This is a genomic window from Ligilactobacillus sp. MP3, from assembly GCF_024436335.1.
Lineage (GTDB): Bacteria > Bacillota > Bacilli > Lactobacillales > Lactobacillaceae > Ligilactobacillus > Ligilactobacillus salivarius.
The window spans coordinates 13607-35591 of record NZ_JANFQI010000011.1 but is presented as its reverse complement, the minus strand read 5'-3'; the positions used below and the strand labels follow the sequence as shown (position 1 = coordinate 35591).

General features: G+C 32.8%; 17 protein-coding genes. 1 reads left to right on the top strand and 16 read right to left on the bottom strand.

The features are described 5' to 3' along the window. The first annotated feature begins 53 nt into the window (after nucleotides 1–53). Nucleotides 54–419, top strand: coding sequence for a DUF4828 domain-containing protein (locus NOU10_RS08150; RefSeq protein ID WP_004563810.1), 366 nt, complete (start codon nucleotides 54–56; stop codon nucleotides 417–419). A 106-nt stretch (nucleotides 420–525) separates the two neighbouring features. Here the strand turns inward: NOU10_RS08150 and NOU10_RS08145 are convergent, their stop codons facing one another. The 16 genes from NOU10_RS08145 to NOU10_RS08070 form a co-directional block, all read right to left on the bottom strand. Beyond that, complete coding sequence (locus NOU10_RS08145; RefSeq protein WP_255906541.1) at nucleotides 526–2349, bottom strand: glycoside hydrolase family 13 protein; 1824 nt, start codon at nucleotides 2347–2349, stop codon at nucleotides 526–528. Beyond that, on the bottom strand, nucleotides 2330–4753 hold the full coding sequence (locus tag NOU10_RS08140) for a glycogen/starch/alpha-glucan phosphorylase (RefSeq protein ID WP_255906540.1): 2424 nt from the start codon (nucleotides 4751–4753) through the stop codon (nucleotides 2330–2332). Before NOU10_RS08140 ends, NOU10_RS08145 begins: the two co-directional genes overlap by 20 nt. A 28-nt stretch (nucleotides 4754–4781) precedes the next feature. Then, complete coding sequence (glgA, locus tag NOU10_RS08135) at nucleotides 4782–6212, bottom strand: glycogen synthase GlgA (protein WP_255906539.1); 1431 nt, start codon at nucleotides 6210–6212, stop codon at nucleotides 4782–4784. Then, nucleotides 6212–7384, bottom strand: a complete 1173-nt coding sequence (gene glgD, locus NOU10_RS08130; RefSeq protein ID WP_255906538.1) for a glucose-1-phosphate adenylyltransferase subunit GlgD — start codon at nucleotides 7382–7384, stop codon at nucleotides 6212–6214. The genes glgA and glgD overlap by 1 nt, the downstream gene beginning before the upstream one ends. After that, nucleotides 7374–8516, bottom strand: coding sequence for a glucose-1-phosphate adenylyltransferase (locus tag NOU10_RS08125; protein ID WP_113895773.1), 1143 nt, complete (start codon nucleotides 8514–8516; stop codon nucleotides 7374–7376). Before NOU10_RS08125 ends, glgD begins: the two co-directional genes overlap by 11 nt. Nucleotides 8517–8614: 98 nt before the next feature. After that, nucleotides 8615–10564 (bottom strand): 1,4-alpha-glucan branching protein GlgB, encoded by a 1950-nt coding sequence (gene glgB, locus NOU10_RS08120; protein WP_004564290.1) that lies wholly within the window; start codon nucleotides 10562–10564, stop codon nucleotides 8615–8617. Nucleotides 10565–10768: 204 nt separating this feature from the next. Next, nucleotides 10769–12532 carry a glycoside hydrolase family 13 protein gene (locus tag NOU10_RS08115; RefSeq protein WP_255906537.1) on the bottom strand — a complete coding sequence of 588 codons (1764 nt, stop codon included), beginning with the start codon at nucleotides 12530–12532 and terminating at the stop codon, nucleotides 10769–10771. Nucleotides 12533–12571: 39 nt separating this feature from the next. After that, a complete protein-coding gene (locus tag NOU10_RS08110; RefSeq protein ID WP_255906536.1) occupies nucleotides 12572–13681 on the bottom strand; it encodes a hypothetical protein in 1110 nt (369 codons plus the stop codon). 89 nt (nucleotides 13682–13770) lie between these two features. After that, nucleotides 13771–15105 carry an NADP-specific glutamate dehydrogenase gene (gene gdhA, locus NOU10_RS08105; RefSeq protein WP_004564287.1) on the bottom strand — a complete coding sequence of 445 codons (1335 nt, stop codon included), beginning with the start codon at nucleotides 15103–15105 and terminating at the stop codon, nucleotides 13771–13773. Between the two features lie 186 nt (nucleotides 15106–15291). Continuing rightward, the gene (locus NOU10_RS08100) at nucleotides 15292–16665 is read right to left on the bottom strand and encodes an NAD-dependent succinate-semialdehyde dehydrogenase (protein ID WP_255906535.1); all 1374 of its coding nucleotides are present in this window, start codon (nucleotides 16663–16665) and stop codon (nucleotides 15292–15294) included. A gap of 178 nt (nucleotides 16666–16843) precedes the next feature. Continuing rightward, nucleotides 16844–17326: a GNAT family N-acetyltransferase gene (locus NOU10_RS08095; RefSeq protein WP_069469084.1), complete on the bottom strand. Its 483-nt coding sequence runs from the start codon at nucleotides 17324–17326 to the stop codon at nucleotides 16844–16846. Between the two features lie 17 nt (nucleotides 17327–17343). Then, complete coding sequence (locus NOU10_RS08090) at nucleotides 17344–17658, bottom strand: hypothetical protein (RefSeq protein ID WP_003703026.1); 315 nt, start codon at nucleotides 17656–17658, stop codon at nucleotides 17344–17346. A gap of 593 nt (nucleotides 17659–18251) precedes the next feature. Next, nucleotides 18252–19619, bottom strand: coding sequence for a magnesium transporter (gene mgtE / locus NOU10_RS08085; protein ID WP_014568625.1), 1368 nt, complete (start codon nucleotides 19617–19619; stop codon nucleotides 18252–18254). A gap of 17 nt (nucleotides 19620–19636) precedes the next feature. Beyond that, a complete protein-coding gene (locus NOU10_RS08080; RefSeq protein ID WP_003705190.1) occupies nucleotides 19637–20524 on the bottom strand; it encodes an RluA family pseudouridine synthase in 888 nt (295 codons plus the stop codon). Beyond that, nucleotides 20514–21320, bottom strand: coding sequence for an NAD kinase (locus tag NOU10_RS08075; RefSeq protein WP_011476267.1), 807 nt, complete (start codon nucleotides 21318–21320; stop codon nucleotides 20514–20516). The genes NOU10_RS08080 and NOU10_RS08075 overlap by 11 nt, the downstream gene beginning before the upstream one ends. Nucleotides 21321–21340: 20 nt before the next feature. Then, nucleotides 21341–21985 carry a GTP pyrophosphokinase family protein gene (locus NOU10_RS08070; RefSeq protein ID WP_003703093.1) on the bottom strand — a complete coding sequence of 215 codons (645 nt, stop codon included), beginning with the start codon at nucleotides 21983–21985 and terminating at the stop codon, nucleotides 21341–21343.

Genomic DNA, 21985 nt, shown 5'->3' with positions numbered 1-21985 from the left:
ATAGTCGGTAATAAGAGGTATTTAGTGTGTTTTTAAGTTTGGAGGAGTTGATAGTGGTGATGGAACGTAGGCACTTCGTTAGGTCTAAGTGGTTCTTAAAAGATGGCATAAAAAATTTTTTTCACGCTAAGAAGAAACATAGAAAAAACAAAATTACTATTCCTGCATTTTATTTTGGAGTTTGGATGTTTACTGATGAAATTAGTAAACGAAGTCATCGCTTAGAAGTTGCGGATAATTTGGAAATCTTTATCGATGGCAAGCGTCTTCCCGGTAAGATCGTTAGTCTAGATAATCGCGAATTATTGTTCCTAGATAATTATGGATATCATCTCCGTATAGATGCTGTTAATCAGCTTCCAATTAGTGTTTATGATGAAGCAGATGATCGTGTCTATCCTTTAGAAAAATTAAATTAGCAATTATTTCACCAGTCTTAGTTTTAAAAGACTGTTTTTTTACAAAAAATGTACCAATCTTCATGGTTAGTTCTTAACTAACTTTTGAAAATTGGTACATTTTTATTTATATAACTTTATATTCCCACGAGTCCAAAGTTAACTCATGTTGGAATTTTTGTTGAATATTTTGTGGTAGACAAAGGTATTCACAGTTCTCTGGTGAAATAATTTGTTTATATTGAGTTAAATTCAACCAATTATACACAGAATTTCCTTTATCATCATATCTAACTATTGCTAAAGCAGGACAGTGTGATCCTCTTGCAATTACAAAGCCTAGACGACCTTCTTGTAATAAAGTATTTTTCTTTCTTTTATCAACAAGTTGTTTTACTTCTTGAATAATTCTACTATTTTTTTCCTGTCCCCATGGGAAGAATCTACGGTTATCCGGATCAGCATCACCTTCAACACCTACTTCATCTCCGTAATAAATACATGGGACACCAGGTAAATTAAATAGTATTCTGAAGGCTTGAATTACTTTATTATCATCATTATGCAAAACTGTCTTAATTCTTTGGGTATCATGTGTTCCAATATTATTCAAAGTATTAAGCCAAAAATCTCTTGGATAGTTTTCTTGTAACTGTAAATACTCATTACAATACTTCTTAATATCTTGTGAACCCTTTACAGATTCTAATAAATCCATTATAAAGATTCTCGTTGGATAACCCATAACACCTGTTAAATTATCTCCAACTGTATATTGACGGCGTTTATCATATGCTACCTTATTTGAAGCGTCTTCCCAAACTTCACCTATCATTACTTGCTTATGATGTGAGTCCAAGTTTTTTCTAATTCCTCTAAGAAAATTCATTGGTAACTCGTCAGCAACATCTAAACGCCAACCATCAACGCCAAAATTATTCCACTTAGACAGTACACTTCTATTACTATCACCATAAATAAACTTTTGATATTCAGGATTATCTTTATCTATCACTGGTAAATCTTTAATACCCCACCAAGATTTATAATCATCAGGATAATGGATAAAATCAAACCACGAATAATAAGGACTTTCTTTACTTTGAGCAGCTCCAACATTTTTTCCATGCGAACCACTAGCATTAAAGTATATACTTTCTTTACCCACATGGTTGAAAACTCCATCTAAAATCAAGTGCATATTTCTTTTATGCATCTCACTGATTAATTCCCTCAAATCATCTTCGTTTCCTATCATTGGATCAATCTTTAAGAAATCCGCAGTATCATAATGATGATTGCTTCGAGATAAGAAGATTGGGTTCAGATAAATTGTAGTTACTCCCAATTCTTCTAGATATGATAATTTCTTTAAAATTCCTTTTAAATTACCACCATAAAAATCCCAACGTACAATCTCATTATTTTTATCACGAATATAATAAGGTTTATCAGCAGTAGTACCATAAATAAAGCTATTTGGCTTTCTTCCTTGAACTTCACCATTAGGTAATCCATTGGCAAATCTATCAGGAAAAATTTGATAAACTACTCCTTGTCGATACCATTTAGGACTTGGAACTTCTTTATCATAACAAGTTAACTGAAATCTTAATAAGTCTGATTGACTACTTACTTGTTGCGCAATTCCACCTTGGCGTTTCTCTAAGTATGATCTACCATAGCTAGTTTCAATTTCAAAATGATAGAAATATAATCCAGCTGTTCCAATTTGGAGCTTTACTTGATATAACCCATCATGATTTAAATTTTCTAAAGCATAAGGTACATCCTCTTCTCCATCCTTGGTAAGAATTAAATTAGCATAATGAATTTCTTCATTCTCATCTGGAAAAATTTGTATCCGCCATACAACTTCGTGGCCTACTTTTACAGCTCCAAAAGGTTCTTTATATAAAGAATCCCAGGCATTATAAAGAATATGTGCCATGTTTTTCATCCTTTAATGGACTAATATTCCAAATATCTTCAGCATAACGCTTAATGGTATCATCAGAAGAGAACATACCACCATAAGCAATATTAACCAAACTCATTTGGTTCCAATGACGCTTATTACCGTAAGTTCTATCAACCATTTCTTGTATATTTACATAACTTTCAAAATCTCTTAATACAAAATATTCATCATTGTATTTTGTAAGTGAATCAAAAATTTCTTGACCTTCAGCTTGGCAATTTGGAATTGTTCCATCTACAAAAGCATTCAATACACGACGAATTTCTTCATGATTATTGTAATAATCATATGAATGGTAATTACCATTATTGTAGTAATCGTATACTTCATCCTTAGTCAAACCAAAGATAAAAATATTATCTTCTCCAACATAATCTTTAATTTCAATATTAGCACCATCAAGTGTAGCTACAGTCAAAGCACCATTAAGCATTAACTTCATGTTACTTGTTCCAGAAGCTTCTTTAGATGCAAGAGAAATTTGTTCACTAATATTAGCAGCTGGAATAATCTTTTCTGCTAAAGATACACGATAATCTTCCAAGAATACTACCTTTAACTTATCGCCAATTTCAGGGTCATTATTTACCATGTTTGCAACTTCATTAATGCACTTAATGATAGCTTTTGCATAGTAATAACTAGGTGCTGCTTTAGCACCAAAAATAAATACTCTTGGTTGGAAATCAGAGGCTACCTTGCCTTGCTTAATGTCTAGATACAACTTAACAATATGCATCAATTTCAATAATTGACGTTTGTATGCATGTAATCGTTTAATTTGAACATCAAAGATAGCATCTGTAGAAACTTTAATTCCTGTTTCTTTTTCGATAAACTTAGCTAATCTTTCTTTGTTCTTCAACTTAGCATTAGCAATCTGGTTTAAAACTTTATTATCATTTTGATACTTTAATAACTTTTGTAGCTTAGTTGGATCTTGACGCCATTCTGTACCAATTGCCTTGTCTAAAACTTTAGATAATTCTGGGTTAGCAATTTGTAACCAACGACGGTCTGTAATTCCGTTTGTCTTATTGTTAAATCTTTCAGGATACATTACATAGAAATCATGCAACACATCATCTTTAAGTAATTCTGTATGCAACTTAGCTACACCATTAGTACTATGAGAACCAATGATAGATAAGTTAGCCATTCTCACTTGATTATCTTTAATAATACGTGTACGTTCGATCATATCACGTGCATATTTACCTTGTTTTTCTTCAACAAAACGACGATCAATTTCTTGAATGATTTGTAGAATACGAGGTTGAACTTGTTGCATGATATGAACAGGCCATTTTTCAAGGGCTTCTGCCATGATTGTATGGTTTGTATAACTCATTACAGCAACAGTTTGTTTCCAAGCATCGTCCCAACTCATATGTTCTTCATCTACTAAGATACGCATTAATTCAGCCACACTCATAGCTGGATGAGTATCATTAATATGAATTCCAATATATTCGCCAATCTTATTCATTGATTTATTGTACTTCTTAAAGTGGCGAACAATACTTTGAATACCAGCTGATACGAAGAAATATTCTTGTTTCAATCGAAGAATTCGTCCAGATTCTTTAGAATCATCTGGATATAAAACAGATACTAAATCTTCAACTTCACGTCTTTGTTCAATAGTTCTGTACTTAGTTTCTTCTGAAGATGGAATTTCAGCATCCCATAATCTCATTGTATTAACAGTGCCATTTTTATAGCCCACGATGGCAGTATCATATGGTACAGCTTTAATTAATTGTGCACCTTCATAGACTGGTTCAAGATAGTTTCCCCTATCAACAAGATATACCTTTCCACCTAATCTAACTATCACAGATTTACTTTCACGGCGAATTTCCCAAGGATTACCACTATCAAGCCATTCATTAGGTAATTCAATTTGGTAACCATCAATAAATTTTTGCTTGAATAATCCATAACGATAACGGATACCATTACCATTTCCTGGAAGACCGTCAGAAGCTAAAGAATCCATAAAAGCAGAAGCTAAACGACCTAATCCCCCATTACCAAGAGCCATATCTTTTTCTACTTCCGCAATTTCATCTAAATCGATATCTAAATCTTTCAATGCTTCTCTAACTGTTTCTAACCAACCCATATTGAGTAAATTACTCATTAATAAGCGACCTGGTAAAAATTCGATAGAGAAATAGTAAATTTGCTTTTTACCATCTTCCATGTACTTCTTCCAAGTTTTACGCCAATACCGACTGTAGCTTGAACGTACAATTGAACTCAATGTTAAATAAAGTTCTTGAGGTGTTGCATCCTTTACATCTAAAGCATATTTTTCATCTAAACGATTTTTGAATTTTTCTTTAAAAACTTCTTTGTTAAAATCCATGTTAACCCTCTTTCCTAAGCTATCCTTATTAGACTAATTCATTATACATATTTAGATATTCTTGACTCGCTGTTTCCCAACTAAAATCTTGTGACATAGCTTGCTTTACAACTTTTGTCCATGCTACTGGCTCTGCATACAAACGTAGTGCTTCTTGGATTTCTTGCATCATATAGAAGCCAGAAAAATCGTGGAAACCAAATCCTGTTCCTTCACCAGTTACAGGATTAAATGGTTGAACACTGTCTTGCAAGCCACCAATTTGATGAACAATTGGCAATGTACCATAACGCATTGAAATCATTTGTGATAATCCACAAGGTTCAAATGCTGATGGCATTAAGAACATATCTGCCCCTGCATATATTCTTTGGGCCAATCCAACATCAAATGTAATAGCAGCTCCAACTTTGTCAGGATAAGTATCTGCAAAGTATCTAAAGTCATGTTCGAAATTAGCATCGCCAGTTCCTAAAACTATCACTTGAACATCAAATTGAACTAAGTTTTGCATTTCTGAAACAACTAGTTGGAATCCTTTTTGAGCTGTTAAACGACTAACCATTGCAATCACTGGAACATCTTCACGTTGAGGTAAATCAAATTCCTTTTGCAAAGCTAACTTATCTATAACTTTACCCTTTAACTTTTTAGCAGAATAATTTGCGACAAGATTCTTATCTGTAGCAGGATTATTTCTTTCATAGTCAATACCGTTTAGAATTCCTCTTAACTTCCAATTATGCATTCTCAAAATTTCATCTAACCCTTGTCCAAAGGCTTCAGTTTGAATTTCACTTGCATAAGTTGGACTAACTGTATTTACCTTATCAGCATACAGAATACCAGTCTTCATGAAATTAACAGCAGTATCAAAACGAACAGTTCCATCATCATAATATGAAGCATCTAAATTAAATAATTCTCCCAATACTTCACGCCCATACTCACCTTGGAATTGTAAGTTATGAATTGTCAAAACTGTTTTAATGTTTTGATATGCATTAATCCATCCATATTTTTCTTTTAATAAGAATGGAATAAATGCAGTGTGATAATCATTTACATGTAAGATATCTGGAATGAATCCAATTTTTTCTAACATTTCAATGATTGCTTGTTGGAAGAAAGCCCAACGTTCGCCCTCATCATAGTAACCATACAAGCCTGGTCTATCAAAATAATACAAGTTATCAATAAAGTAGTAAGTAACGTTATCCATTTCTAACTTTAGAACACCACAATATTGATTACGCCAACCAACTTTTACATAAAAGCTTGTTACAAATGATAGTTGACTCTTGTATTCTTCAGCCATTCCTGTAAAGAATGGAAGTACCACTCTTACATCATTATCAGTTGTTTTAGCAATTGTTTTAGGTAATGCCCCCATTACATCGCCTAAGCCACCTGTTTTAAAGAAAGGTGCACATTCACTACCGGCAAATAAAAGTTTCATTAGTCTTCAACATCCTCCTTAGGTGTATCTTGAATAACATCACTTGTTACTTTCATCTTCTTTTCAATAACTACAGGGTTTTCTGGAGTTCCGATAATCTTTACACCAGATTTAACTACAACATCTTTGTCTAAGATTGCATATTTAATTTCTACATCTTTTCCAATACGAGCATTAGACATGATTATTGAGTCTTCTACTTTAGAGTTTTCAGAGATAAATGTTCTACGTGATACTAAACTGTTTCTTACATATCCTTCAACAACACATCCTGTTGCAAATTGACTATTCTTAACATCGGAAGTCTTAGTAAAGTGAGTAGCTACTTCATTCTTTGTTCTAGTAATAATGTGCTGGCTACTGTATAACAATGAATTCATATGATCAACGTTCAACATATCCATATTAGCATCATAGTAACTCTTTACATCAAAAATATTGCACAAGTATCCTGTGTATTCATACGTACCACAGTTTAAACGACTAATCAAACTTAAGAAGAAATCTTCTAAGTTAGCAGATGCTCCTATTCTTTGACCTTTACGAAGTTGGTTAATTAAGTTTTGAGTTTCAATGATGAAGATATTCATTGATAAGTTGTAAATATCAGAATTATGTGGATATTCACTAAAGTTATGATTGCCCTTTACACGATTTGTTTGATCATCAATTTCTAGAATTTGATCATCAGAAGCAATCTTATCTTTTGGCATACGTTTGAATACAACTGTCATGTCGTTTTTTTGTGCCTTATGAATCTTCAAAACAGCCTTTAAATCAACACTATTTAACATCTTGTTACCAACAAAAACTGTATATGTTGAGCGTGATTTCTCTAAATAATCAATTACATCATCAAAATACTTTTGACCTTCTACTTTTTGACGAACTAAATCTTGAGAAAAGTTAATGTAACGATAACTACCAATACTATCTAATCCCCATTCTCTACCTCCGCCTAAATGGTCAAAATAGGATTTTAATTTAGCTTGATTTACCACTAAGAAAATATTACGAATATTAGCATTTACAATACTTGATAAAGCAAAATCCATGATACGATATTTGCAGTCAAAGTAAAGAGTGGCTAATGATCTTCTTTTGGTCAATGGTAGTAATTCCGTATATTCATGTTCATTTCCTAATATTGCACACATTTTATTATTTTTCATGACTTGTCACCCCAACTACTTCTTTATTTCCGATAACTGCAATTTCATCTGTACCATCAATGACAACATCATCGCCGATAACAGCACCTTCACCAATAATTGCACGATGAATCGTTACATTTTTACCAATCTTTGCACCTGGCATGATTACAGAATCTGTCACAACAGAACCTGTTTGAATTCTTACATTAGCAGATAAAATACTATGATCAACCTTACCTGCAATATAAGAGCCATCAACAACCATTGCATCCTTAATTTCAGCTGTTTCAGCAATGATTTGTGGTGGTGCAATAGGATTTCTAGAATAGATGCGCCATGTTCTATCTTGTAAGTTCAATCCGTTATTTTCATCCAAGAACTCCATATTTGCATGCCATAATGAATCGATAGTACCAACATCTTTCCAGTATCCTTTGAAGTTATATGCAAATACACTTTCACCACTCTTCAAATAATATGGAATAACATTTTTACCGAAATCCACCATATCTTGATTACGAGTAAAGCTATTTACTAAAACTTCGCGTAATCTCTTCCAGTTAAAGATATAAATACCCATAGAAGCATGATTACTCTTAGGCTCAGCCGGTTTTTCTTCAAAATCAATAATACGATTATTATCGTCAGTATTCATAATTCCAAAGCGTGGTGCTTCGTTCCAAGGAACATCAATAACAGCAACAGTTAATGAAGCGCCCGTTTCTTTATGTTGATCAAGCATTGCTTCATAATCCATCTTATAAATGTGATCACCAGATAGAATTAAAATATATTCTGGATCCATTTGATCAATATAACCAATATTTTGATAGATAGCATGGGCAGTCCCTTCAAACCACTTGCTACCTTCATTATTAGAATAAGGTTGTAATATTGTTACTCCCGCATTCAAGTCATCTAATCCCCAACTAGCACCATTTCCAATGTGTGCATTTAGATTTAAGGGTTGATACTGGGTAATAACACCGATATTTTTAACTCCTGAGTTAACGCAATTACTTAAAGTGAAATCAATAATGCGATAACGTCCACCAAATGGTACAGCAGGTTTAGCTTGATTATGTGTCAATTTTCCTAAACGCGTACCTTTACCTCCTGCGAGGATTACTCCTAACATTTCATTTTTCATACTACGATGAAGCACAGCAACTTCATCTTTCACCTCACTTTGTTCTTACCCTAGACATCAAACAACAAAAACAACCGAATTCTCTCTCTCTTTTTTGACTATTTCTTATGTGAGTGTTTCTTAGAACTTCGACGAGTTACTTTAACATTTTTAGGCTTCAAAATAATTGCACCTAAAGCTGGAACCGTTGTAGTAATAGACTGTTCATAATCCTTAAAGTTAACTTCTTCGCTAACACTATCAGCATTATGTTCAACCCATGTTCCACCAAATTCCTTCATTTCAGTATTTAAGATTTCAGTATATGTACCCTCGTATGGGACACCAATTCTGAAATTTCTTCTTTCAACTGGTGTAAAGTTTAAAATAACAATTAAGAAGTCTTTTTTACGTTTACCATGACGAATAAAACTCAAAACAGTATCATCATAATTATCCGCATCTATAACCTCTAATGTAGCATCTTGTTGACCTAACTCCCATAATGGTCTTTCTTCCTTATAGAAGTGGTTCAAAACTGAAGTAAAATGTTGCATTTTAGCATTCATTTCATCTTGTAAATCTATCCACTCTAATCCATGATCGAATTTCCATTCTAAGAATTGTCCCCATTCGCCACCCATGAATAGCAATTTCTTACCTGGGTGCATCATCATAAATGTATAGAGCGTTCTCAATTGTGCAAATTGACGATATCTATCTCCCCACATTTTATGCATTAAGCTCTTCTTACCGTGCACAACTTCATCATGTGATAAAGGTAATACAAAGTTTTCTGCTTGCCAGTACATAAATGAAAATGTAACTAAATTCAAATTATCTTTTCTAAAATATGGATCCATTTCGAAAAATTCTAGTACATCATTCATCCAACCCATATTCCATTTATAATCAAATCCTATTGCTCCAGATTCAATAGTTCCTGATATTTGTGTACCTGATGAGCTTTCTTCAGCAATAATCAAAGACTCAGGATGAGCAAACTTCACAACTTTATTAAATTTTTGTAAGAAAGCATATCCTTCTAAATTACGAGTATCTCCGTATTTATTAGGTTTCCATGGACCTTCATCATAATCTAGATAAATCATGTTTGATACGGCATCTACTCGCATACCGTCTAAATGAAATTCGTTAAGCCAATAAAAAGCACTTGATAAAAGGAATGATTGCACTTCTGGTTTACCTAAATCAAAATTTAAGGCACCCCAACCTATATTTTTAGCTCTATCTGGATCTTCATACTCATAAGTTGGAGTTCCATCATAATATGCTAAAGCATCATCATTAATACTAAAATGACCTGGAACCCAGTCAACTAAAACACCAATATTATTTTGATGACATTCATTAACAAAATCCTTAAACTCATCTGGTGTACCGTAACTTGAACACAAAGCAAAGTATCCCGTTAACTGATAACCCCATGATGCTGGAAGGGGATGCTCCATCAATGGCATAAATTCGATATGAGTGTAACCCATCTTCTTTACATATGGTATTAACTCTGCTGTTAAATCCTTAAACGTATACAAACTACCATCTTCATGTTCTTTCCATGATGGCGCATGTACTTCATAAATATTAATTGGATTATTAAAATGATTCATACGTTTTTGTCTGCCACGCCATAGACCGTCATTCCATTTAAACGGTTCCAATTCTTTGACGACAGCTGCTGTCTCAGGACGTTTTTCATATACCTGTGCCATCGGATCAGTCTTCATAACTTCTCTACCGTTTGCCTGTTTGACCAAATATTTATAATATTGATTTTCTCGGGATTCTTTTACCTCGATACTCCAAATGCCAGATTTTTTATCTAACGTCATTGGGTGAGATTTATCCCAGTTGTTAAAGTCTCCACATACCCATACTTGTTTAGCATGAGGAGCCCAAACGCGAAAAACATAACCGCTTTCATCATCTGTACTAATTTTATGAACACCTAAAAAATTATAAAGTTCATAGTTCACACCTTGATTAAACATGTGTTTATGATTTTCTAGCGATTCTTGTCCGTGGCGTTCTTCTGTATTTACAGCCATAGACACCCCTCCTTATGTTGAATTGATAAATTTAAAATTATCTACTTTTATAATACAACGTATATTGATTTAAGGAAATAGCTTTCACAAATTTTATCAAAATCAACTTATTTTTTTAATCTTATTTTCATTTAAATGTATTTTTTATTAATTTTATCCCAATAAAAAAAGAGAGAAAAATTATTTTCCCTCTTTAAAATTTACTTAGTCAGTAACAGTTATTATAAAGCCACCTGGAGCGATTTCATTTTTTTCGATATTACTTGCTAAAATTTTCTTTCCACCTGCTTTTATATCGATTTTATTCTTTCTAAAATTAAAAATTGATTGCACTTTACACCCAGGTAATTCTCGTGTTAACTCAACACCATGATTACCCTTGTCTACTAAATTCCATGTTATATTACTATAATTTAATACTTTTGAATATTTTTTTCTTATAGCAATTAAATCTTTCATAAAATTGAACATTCTTAAATCTTGCTGACTTTTATCCCAAATCATGCATCTCCTACAATCTGGGTCTGGTCCTCCAGTCATACCAATTTCAGTACCATAATAAATACATGGACTTCCTGTCAACATAAACATAAAGACTAAAGCTTGTCTTACTTTATCCTTATCACCCTTTGCTAGCGTCAAAATTCTGGCTGTATCATGTGTATCTAATGAATTTAGCATAACTTGATTATTTTGATCCCGATATTTCATTAAATTATTTATAAGTGCATCCATCATATTTGTAATATTAATCTTATTCAAAATAATTCCATCAATAATTGCATCAGTAAATGGATAATTCATCACGCCATCAAATTCAGCTTGGTCTAACCAAGATTGAGCTGAATGCCAGACCTCTCCTACAACATAAAAATCCGGTTTCAACTTATGAGTTTCTTGATAGAACTTCTTCCAAAAGTGATGATCTATTTCATTAGCAACATCTAACCTCCAAGCATCAATATCAAATTGTTCAATCCAATATTTAGCAATTTCTAACAAATAATCTTGTACTTCAGGATTAGCTGTATTTAATTTAGGCATATGTGGTGTCTTAGCAAAAACTTCATAGGTTAAATTTTCTGCTTGTTCCAGGCTAATTTCATTATAAGATACTGGAAATTTATTAATGTGGAACCATTCGGCAAAACGAGATTTTTCTCCATTCTTTATAACATCTTGCCATTGCATGGAAAAGTCCCCCATATGATTGAATACCGCATCTAACATTATCTTAATACCACGTTCGTGCGCTTTATCTACTAACTCTTTAAATTTTTCCTTACTGCCAAAAGCATGATCAATATTAAAATAGTCTATCGTATCATATTTATGGTTAGAATGTGCAGCAAAAATCGGACAAAAATAGATTCCATTAATTCCTAAGTCTTCCAGATAATCTAAATGATCGATTACCCCTTGAAGATCACCACCAAAGAAATTTGTTCTACTAGGCTTTTCACTTCCCCATGGCAATGTTCCTTTAGGATCAATTGAATGATCTCCATTAGCAAAACGTTCAGGAAAAATCTGATACCAAACCGTTTTTTTCACCCAATCTGGCGTTTTTATGCGATCTATTTCATGGAAATAAGGCATCCTAAAACCAGAACTATTCTCTAAATGAGTCTTGGAATAACTCCAAATATGTCTGTCATCATATAAAAATTCTTCGCCATCTTTAAATTTGATTTTAAAGAAATATTGTAGTCTTTTTAGTGGCACACTCACATTTAATTGCCAATAATCATAAAGGCTTGTTGAAGCCTGTAGTGCCATTTCTTGAACTTGATATTCCCAAATCTGCTTCTTTTTATCATTTATGGTAACGTCATATGGATCTCCATAATATAAAATTACAGCTTCAACTTCATTTGTCCCTGTCCTCAATCTAATCTGAAAGTCATCTTTTTTTACTAAATACGCCATTTCACTATCTGGTCTGTGATAAAGTGCCGCTAAATTCATTTTTCTCAAATTCCCCCTGCGCTATTTTGATACTTCCAATCAAACTTTTCTTAGAATCTTTTTTGTCTTTTCAATTGGATATGGTGCTTCTTCCTTATAATAATAATTTACATCAGCTATTTTAGCTTTTACTACATGATTATCAACACCAACTGGGATTTCAACCTCATCGCCAACTTGAATACTTTCATCATCAGTTAAATAATTATATTCTTTATATCCGCCTTCAAAGAATACACCACAAATAATATATTCACCTTTTCTGCGTAGTCTCCTATTATAAACACTTGATTTAAAAATCTCTGTTTCATCTTCTTGTGAAATTATATTTGTTATATCTTTAATAAAATCTCCCCAATCTGTTGGCAGAGAATATCTATCATAAGTTCCCACATAAATCTTTCGATCATTTTGACTATTTTCAATTATTAATTGGTAATCCCGCTTTTCTTCTGGCTCAATAACGTCTTTAGGATTACCTAAGATTCTATTGAATGAATTAGTAAAAGAATAATTTTCTAAAAGTTCCTTCACCTTATTAGGAATTACATACGTCTTAGCGATTTTCATTCCTTTGTCATCTTTTTGACTGTATTCAATTTTATCTTCTTTAGCAGTTATAATTAGCTTTTCTATCTTGATCGTATTGTTTAAATTATGTCTAGTTTCTAAAATAACTTTTTTTATTTCATCCCTAGTATCTTTACCATCAAATAACCATAAATAATCCAAGTCTAACGTTTCTCGAATGTAACTTGAAATCTTGCTAACTGATTCGTCTCCATTAACTATACCTACTAATTGGTTCTTTCTACCATTTTTATCAGTTACATCCAAAGTCCAAGGTCTAGCATCTAAACCTATAATGTTACCCTCTCTGTTATTGAAACAATCCCTTATACTTGCTAAAATCTTTTGAGTGATTTCTTCATCAAATTTAAATGTCCGATCAAAAAATTTTCGATCACCATTAATTTCTAATCTATAGCTATATCTCTTAACTCTAACTTTTCCATTTTTCTTTATTATAACTATTTGTTTTGTTTCTTCATTTTCTTGAGGTCTAAGTCGTAAGCCCCCACTATCATTTGTAACAATTTTAACTTTCTCTAAGGGAGCTTCAAATAGAACACTAAATCCACCTAACATTGTTACCGCTTCCTTTCAGATATAATTATACTAAAAAAAGCCATTAGGAAAAACCTAATAGCCTCTTAAATTAATTAATTAGTTATTCTCTAAACTACACCTTGTGCTTCCATTGCTTCTGCTACCTTTAAGAATCCAGCAATGTTTGCACCTGCTACATAGTCTCCATCTAAACCATATTTCTTAGCAGCTTCATCAATATTATGATAAATGTTAACCATGATATCTTTTAGCTTGCCATCTACTTCTTCGAATGACCAGCTTAGACGTTCTGAATTTTGACTCATTTCCAAGGCTGACACTGCAACACCACCTGCATTGCTTGCTTTACCTGGAACAAAAAGTACCCCGTTTTCTTGAAGATACTTTGTTGCGTCTAATGTGGTTGGCATATTTGCACCTTCACAAACAGCAAGTACACCATTAGCAACCAAATTCTTAGCGTCATCTAAATCTAACTCATTTTGAGTTGCACATGGTAAGGCAACATCAGCTTTAACAGACCATACCCCACGGCCTTCATGATATTGAGCACTTTCTCTTCGTGCTGCATATTCTGTTAGTCGTTGACGTTTAACTTCTTTGACATCTTTTAACAGTTCAACATCAATTCCTTCTGGATCATATACCCAACCATTAGAGTCAGAACATGTTACAACTTTAGCTCCTAATTGTTGTGCTTTCTCAATTGCATAGGTAGCTACGTTACCAGCACCAGAAACTGTTACAACTTTATCTTTTAAGTCTTTACCATGATCTTTTAATAATTCTTCAACTAGATATAGTAATCCGTAACCTGTTGCTTCAGTACGAGCTAAAGAACCACCAAAGGTCAAGCCCTTTCCAGTTAGAACACCTTCATATGTAGACTTTAGACGCTTATATTGACCAAATAAGTAACCAACTTCGCGAGCACCTGTTCCGATATCACCAGCTGGTACGTCAACATCAGCTCCAACATATTTATAAAGTTCAGTCATGAAACTTTGACAGAATGCCATAACTTCTCTGTCAGACTTACCTTTAGGATCAAAGTCCGAACCACCTTTAGCACCGCCAATAGGTAGTGAAGTTAATGCGTTCTTAAATACTTGTTCAAATCCTAAGAACTTAATAATACCTAGGTAAACTGATGGATGTAAACGAAGCCCACCCTTATAAGGTCCAATTGCATTATTAAATTGAACACGATAACCATTATTAACTTGAACTTGCCCATTATCATCTACCCAACTTACTCTGAATAGAATTTGACGGTCAGGAGTTGTCAATCTTTCCAATAAAGCTTCTTTACGATACTTTTCTTCATCACTTTCGATTACTGGTCTTAATGATTCTAATACTTCTTTAACAGCTTGATGGAACTCAGGCTGACTAGGATTTTGTTCTACTACTCTTGAATAAACGTCATCAACATAACTCATTAGCAGCACCTCCAATTTTATCGTTGATCTAATTATATCTAATATATCTATTTAAAATCAACCATTTTCTCATATTTTTTAAAAATAAATTAGATTTACTTAATCTAAAATTAAACCTAAGGCCAGATTTATTTAATAAAAAATATCGACAAGCCTTACAAACTCGTCGATATTAATAATTATTGATTATCTCTTTGGTTCAAATACTAAGTGTTCATTTACAAAAGCATTGAATCCTAATTCACTTAATTCTCTACCATATCCTGAATTCTTAACTCCACCAAATGGTAATTCTGGAAGTGATGCCCAGCCTGAATTAATCCAAGACATTCCTGTTTCAATCTTAGCAGCTACTCGAGCAGCGTGTTCTGGTTCACCGAAAACTGTATTTCCTAAACCATAGCTTGAGTTATTTGCTAATGCAATTGCTTCTTCTTCAGAGTTTACTTTATAAACAGATGCAACTGGTCCAAACATTTCTTGATTAAAAATAGGATTATCAGGAGTAATATCAGTTAAGATAGTTGGCATAAAGAATTGACCTGGTAAATCAACCTTTTCATTTCCATAGTAAACTTTAGCACCATTTTCAACTGCTAGTTCAACCTGCTTCTCTAGTTTTTCTTTAGCACTCTTAGAATTTAATGGAGCCAATGTTGTAGTTCTATCAGTAGGATCTCCCATGCGAACAGCTGAAAATGCATCTTTCAGTACTTCTAAAAATTCGTCATACTTATCAGCCATTACAATAAATCTCTTAGATGAAGTACATACTTGACCAGCATTGTATAAACGAGCTTGTGGTGCTACTTCTCTAACTAGCTCCCAATCAGCATCATCTAAAATGATAAATGCATCATTACCACCTAATTCCATTGTGGTTTTCTTTAGGTTTTTACCAGCTTCGGCAGCAACACTCATTCCACCACGTTCAGAACCAGTTAGGCAAACACCACTAACACGCTTATCTGCAATTGCTTTTGCTACCTGATCATAGCTAATAAACATATTATTCAAACTTCCCTCTGGAGCTCCTGCTTCTAAAACAGCATCTGCAAAAGCTTGAGCTGAAGCAGGACAATTAGAGGCATCCTTTAAAATCATTGGATTACCGATAATAAAGTTTGGTGCAAATACACGTGCAATTTGGTAGAATGGGAAATTCCATGGTTCAACCGCTACCAAAACTCCAGTTGATTGCTTAATATAATATGCCTTTCCAGCATCTGTTTCTAAAGTACGAGGCTTTAAGAATTCGTTCGCCTTGTCTGCATAGTAATCACAAATATCTGCACAAAGATCTACTTCTCCTTCTGCTTCGCCAATTAATTTTCCCATATCATGAGACATAATTGTTGCATATTCTGTTCTTCTTTCACGTAAAATATCAGCTACCCTATGTAAAATAGCTTTTCTATCTTCTAAGCTTTCAGAATCATTTCGCCAATCTAAATATAATTGGTGTGCTTTGGCTAAAACAGCTTCCAACTCTTCATCAGTTGTATTAGGAAATTCTTTTTCTACTTCATTTGTATATGGATTAATTGTTTTATATGCCATAAAAAGCACCTCTTTCTAAATTCGAGTACGCTTACATAATAATGCTATTATAAAAAATAAGCAAGTATTTTGCTTTGATTTTTCACAAAATATTCTAACAAATACTTTTAAATTAAGCTTTATCTTGTGAAAAAAACTTATTATCACTTGCTTATTTACTAGTTTTTTTCGTATTCAATTATAATTCCTTTTCCATGTTGTACCAAATTTCCCCAGCATGTTCAGAAGATGATTTCCCTTTGTTTGAATAACCATTTTTCTCATAAAATCCCACTTTACTTTCTAAGCAAGTCAAAGAAATACCATCTATTCCTAACTTTTTAGCAATTTTCTCCAAATTTATCAATAAGTCACTGCCAATATGATTCCCACGATACTCAGGTGCGACAGCAACAGATAAAACATTTAAATACTTACCACTATCATCTGGCTTAGCTTGTGCTTCATACATCCAATCTTCTACATAACGAGCGTCAGTCCTAATTGCACAAATAAATCCTCTAATTTTATCATCTTCAACTGCTACCAAAAACGTCTCGGAAAAATTCTTAATTCTTTCAATAAAAGTAGCTTTACTTCCCGCTTCTTCCGGGGTAAAACCGCTTTGTTCAATTCTAACTATCGCATCTATTTCTTCTGGACATACCTTTTTAAATTCCATAATCTCTTCCTTTCAGGTTATCCAATATGATTTTCTTTTAAAATTTTTTCAACTATTTCTTCCATTTCAGGGGTTTTCTTCCATTCTTCAAATTCAGTAAAGTTTTCAGGTGGCATTTCAAAATTCTCATTAACATAATTTTCATATTTAATTACGTTAGTAGAATGTGGAATATTTAATTGAATAATTCTAACTTCTTTTATCATTCCACGAATTGCGGCTAATTCTGCACGTCCATTTTGAACCATATTTGAAATTTCATAATATTTACTGCCATCATTACGTGTTATTTCTTCAATCAAAGTCAATGTTTCATTACTTTTTCTTGCCATTTTACTTTTCCTTTCCCAACTATTATGCAATATCTATTTTAACTCAAATAATATTTTTCAACCATAGCAAAAGGAGCTGAGATATAGCCGAATGACTTTATCCCAACTCCTTGGCATAAGAGAGAAAGAGAATTGATTAGAAGGTAAATTTATTAAATACCTTACTCCATAATAATACTTCTATCTGTAAGCGGTGTCAATAAGTTTTTGATATTTTTATCTAACTTTTTTAATTTAATCTATATTTGGTTTAAATTCCTTGATATTCATACTATAATAGAGATAGCTAATTTGTTAGGAGTTTTTTCTATGATTAATAAGAAGCAATTTAAGAGTAGTATTTTTCTAGGCTTTATTATTACCCTTGTTTATGTGATTCGCCTATATTTAAAAGGAAAGTTAGCCTTCGTATCAGTTTTACTTTCTCTTAATCTTTGGTACTTACCTTTGATTTTGCTTCTCTTATATTATTTTATTGTCAGTAGTTCAATCTATCTATTTTTTCGAGTATTAAATTACGTAGTAAATATGTTTAGATAATAAAATGTGGTAGTTTCTAATCAGCATAAACTGTTCAGAAACTACCACATTTGTTATTGTCCAATAAAAAATTGTAAAAACATTTGTGCAAAAAGGAAATATATTAATAGTGAAGTCACGTCACTTAAAGTTGAAATAAGAGCACCTGAAGCAACAGAAGGATCAACATTAAATTTTTCCATTATCATTGGAATTAAACAACCCACTAAATTAGCTATAATAATTGCAAAGAACATAGCTATTCCAACTACAAATCCCAAAACAAAGTTTGCCTTCCATGCCCCAACCAAAATCCAAATAATAATACCAGTAACTCCACCAATCAAGATACCAGTCAAAATTTCATTTACCATAATTTTTAACCTAGACTCATCATCATCATTATTAGCAATACGTTTAATCGCCACAGCCAAACTCTGGGTACCCGCATTACCAGAAGCACCGGTAATAGTTGAAATAAATACTGCTAAAATTGTAGCTTGATTTAACAGGTATTCGAAATGTGAAACTAATAAAACTGTCAATAATCCCAATAACAACATTACCGTTAAACTTGGTAGACGTTTTTTAGCATTTTCAAAAGGATTTATCGTAACTTTCTCTGTATCAACACCAGCCAAACCTGAGTAATCTTCAGACGATTCTTCATCAATAACGTCAATAATATCATCGACGTTAATAATTCCTATTAACTTATCATCGTAGTCAGTTACTGGAATTGCTAAGAAATTATAATCTCTGATTGTTTGAGCAACTTCTTCTTGATCTTCAGAAACTTCAACTGACATTACTGGAGTATTCATAATGTCACTAATCATTGTATCGTCATCATTAGTTAATAAATCACGTAAAGTTAAAACTCCGATTAATTTTTCTTCATCATCAATTACGTAAACATAATAAATAGTTTCTGCTTCTAAAGCTTCACTTTTGATAACATGCATCGCCGATCTGACAGTTTGGTTACCCACAATATCAACATATTCTGTAGACATGATCGCTCCAGCAGTTTTATCTTCATAATGCAACATTTCTCTAATTTCAGTTGCCGATTCTTCTGGCAGTAACTTCATATATTTTACTAAGTTTTTCTTCTTAGCATATGCCAAAATATCAACCGCATTATCTGTATACATTGAATTAATAACTTGAGCTGCATAACGCGGAGTCATTTCTTCAAAGTAATTTGCTAATACCACTGGTTCTTCTTCACTAACATTAAAAATTTCCCCAACTTCTTCAGGAGTAAGATAGCGATACAATCTAGAACGTTGGATATAGTCCATTTCAGCAAAAATTTGTGCTTGCTCATAGACGTGTAAGTCTAAGTATTGCTCTCTAAAATCATGCGCCTTCTGTTGATTTAATAAATTTAAAATGGCATTGACTTCTTCTTCGCTCTCAATTTGTTTCTCTACCATTGCTAATCATCCTCCTTTCACTTTAAATAATTCATCATATCTTGGGAAATATTACTCTTTACTTTTATATACTGAGAACTAAATTGATCCCAAAATACAACCTCACTACAATGCAAAGCTTGACGTTGTAGTGGCATAGAAATAGTCCCACCATATAAAGTATCACTAACCAAAGGATATCCTAAATAGGAGCAATGTACTCTTATTTGATGGGTTCTACCTGTATGCAACTTTATTTTACAAAGTGTATTATCTCTTATTCTCTCTTTTACAAAAATTTCAGTTTTACTTCGCTTAGCTTTTTCAGAGAATAGTACTTTTCGTTTAATTAAACTTGTACTATCTCTACCAATAGGTAAATCAATTATATAATGATTATTATGCAAAATTCCATTTAATATTGCTGTATATGTCTTGCTAATCTTATGCTCTTTTAATTGACTATCTAGTAAAGCATGAGCATAGCGATGTTTGGCAAAAATAACAATCCCTGACGTATCCCTATCTAGTCTAGTCACAATATGTGGGATAATTCCACGATATCCTCGAATTTGATAATAACCTACAACTCGATTAACTAAAGAGTCATTAGGATGCAAAGGTGAAGGAATTGACGCTACAAAAGCCGGTTTGTCTACTAAAAGATAATTATCATCTTCATACAAAATTTTAATTGGTACAAATGATGGCGGAACGTTCCGTCTAAACTCTTCGTCTGGAACAACTAAAGTTATTTTATCGTTCTTTTTTATTTTATCTATCTTACGCCCGGATTTACCATTTATCAAAATCTTTCCGTCAGAATATCTGACCTTAGCTAATAATCTTCTAGATATTCCTTGTTTTTTGAAGAAAGTTTTCAACTTACAACTAACATCTTCCGAATAAATCCAATTAATCTGCATCTTCATCACCAATGAACGCAGTTTGAACACGATGCCAGAAATGTGTGTGGCGATATTTGGCGAAATGAATTTTCTTCTTCGAAATCTTAAATTTAATTTCTTTTATTTTCAATTTATGATAACTATCGGAATCCACAGTTAAAATAAAATCTGCAGCTCCTTCAGGTTCAATTGTTATCCAATCTTTAGGAGCAATAATCATTGGTGAACTTAATGTTCTAAAGACACGATTATTAATCGAACTTACTTCAGTTAATTGTAATACATCTAAAGTTGGATGCACTACCGCACCACCTAAAGATTTATTATAAGCAGTGGAACCAGTTGGAGTTGATACACACAAACCATCGCCACGAAAACGTTCAAAAAATTCGCCACCAATAAAAATATCAGTTACCATAGTACTACTAATACGACGAATAGTAGCTTCATTTAAAGCAGTAAATACATCTCGTTTATTTGAATCCTTATAAGTAACAAACACATCTAGGAGAGGATAACTAACTGACTGTCCATTATCAGACTGTAGACTGATAACTAAGTCATCTATTTCATCGTCACGCCAATCTGTATAAAATCCCAAATGTCCAGTATGTACACCTACAAATCTTATCTTATCTAACATATCAATGTATTTATGAAAGGCTGACAAAAGTGTACCATCGCCACCAATCGTAACTACCACTTCTGGATTTTCATCATCAATTATAAAATGCCTTTCCAAAAAGCGTCTAGTCAAGGCAGCTTTTACTTCTAAAGAACGACGAACATTATTTGAAAAGATTCCGACTCTCATGTTTAACTTTACACCTCAATTTAGTTGTCTATATCATCCAGCGAACTATCTGTATAACCTTTTTTTTGTGAAAAAATCTGTTGAGCTTCTTTAATATCACCATTAATACTAGACATTTCTGTATCTAATTGAAAAGCCGCCTCAGCTGCTCTACGCAGTCTAGCTGCTATCTCATCAGGAAATTTTCCTTGATACTTGTAATTAAGTGAATGCTCAATTGTTGCCCAAAAGTTCATCGCCAAAGTTCTGATTTGAATTTCAGCCTTGATAATCTTTTCACCATCAATTTGTTGTAGAGGATAATTAATTACGATGTGATAAGAACGATATCCACTAGACTTGTTATTTGTAATGTAATCTCGTTCTTCAATAATTGTCATATCTTTTCGTTTACGTAAATCTGATACAACTTGATAAATATCTTCAACGAACTGACACATTATTCTTACACCAGCGATGTCTTCCATCTCATCTAATCTATCTTCTGTTAACTGTCGTCTTACCATTTTTTCTTTAATACTATCTACTGATTTAATGCGTCCAGTTACAAATTCTATCGGTGCATGATTATCAGTTTGACGATACTGCTTTCTCATTTCTCTTAATTTTAATTTTAATTCATTTACGGTTTGTTCGTAGGGATTCAAAAATAATTGCCAATCCAT

Bases quoted from the DNA above. Each gene is read 5' to 3' on its own strand.
- NOU10_RS08110 (WP_255906536.1), bottom strand. From the start codon at position 13,681: ATGTTAGGTGGATTTAGTGTTCTATTTGAAGCTCCCTTAGAGAAAGTT.
- gdhA (WP_004564287.1), bottom strand. From the start codon at position 15,105: ATGAGTTATGTTGATGACGTTTATTCAAGAGTAGTAGAACAAAATCCT.
- glgB (WP_004564290.1), bottom strand. From the start codon at position 10,564: ATGGCTGTAAATACAGAAGAACGCCACGGACAAGAATCGCTAGAAAAT.
- NOU10_RS08075 (WP_011476267.1), bottom strand. From the start codon at position 21,320: ATGAGAGTCGGAATCTTTTCAAATAATGTTCGTCGTTCTTTAGAAGTA.
- NOU10_RS08080 (WP_003705190.1), bottom strand. From the start codon at position 20,524: ATGCAGATTAATTGGATTTATTCGGAAGATGTTAGTTGTAAGTTGAAA.
- NOU10_RS08095 (WP_069469084.1), bottom strand. From the start codon at position 17,326: ATGGAATTTAAAAAGGTATGTCCAGAAGAAATAGATGCGATAGTTAGA.
- glgD (WP_255906538.1), bottom strand. From the start codon at position 7,384: ATGAAAAATAATAAAATGTGTGCAATATTAGGAAATGAACATGAATAT.
- NOU10_RS08090 (WP_003703026.1), bottom strand. From the start codon at position 17,658: ATGGCAAGAAAAAGTAATGAAACATTGACTTTGATTGAAGAAATAACA.
- NOU10_RS08070 (WP_003703093.1), bottom strand. From the start codon at position 21,985: ATGGATTGGCAATTATTTTTGAATCCCTACGAACAAACCGTAAATGAA.
- NOU10_RS08140 (WP_255906540.1), bottom strand. From the start codon at position 4,753: ATGGATTTTAACAAAGAAGTTTTTAAAGAAAAATTCAAAAATCGTTTA.
- mgtE (WP_014568625.1), bottom strand. From the start codon at position 19,619: ATGGTAGAGAAACAAATTGAGAGCGAAGAAGAAGTCAATGCCATTTTA.
- NOU10_RS08145 (WP_255906541.1), bottom strand. From the start codon at position 2,349: ATGGCACATATTCTTTATAATGCCTGGGATTCTTTATATAAAGAACCT.
- NOU10_RS08100 (WP_255906535.1), bottom strand. From the start codon at position 16,665: ATGGCATATAAAACAATTAATCCATATACAAATGAAGTAGAAAAAGAA.
- NOU10_RS08115 (WP_255906537.1), bottom strand. From the start codon at position 12,532: ATGAATTTAGCGGCACTTTATCACAGACCAGATAGTGAAATGGCGTAT.
- NOU10_RS08125 (WP_113895773.1), bottom strand. From the start codon at position 8,516: ATGAAAAATGAAATGTTAGGAGTAATCCTCGCAGGAGGTAAAGGTACG.
- glgA (WP_255906539.1), bottom strand. From the start codon at position 6,212: ATGAAACTTTTATTTGCCGGTAGTGAATGTGCACCTTTCTTTAAAACA.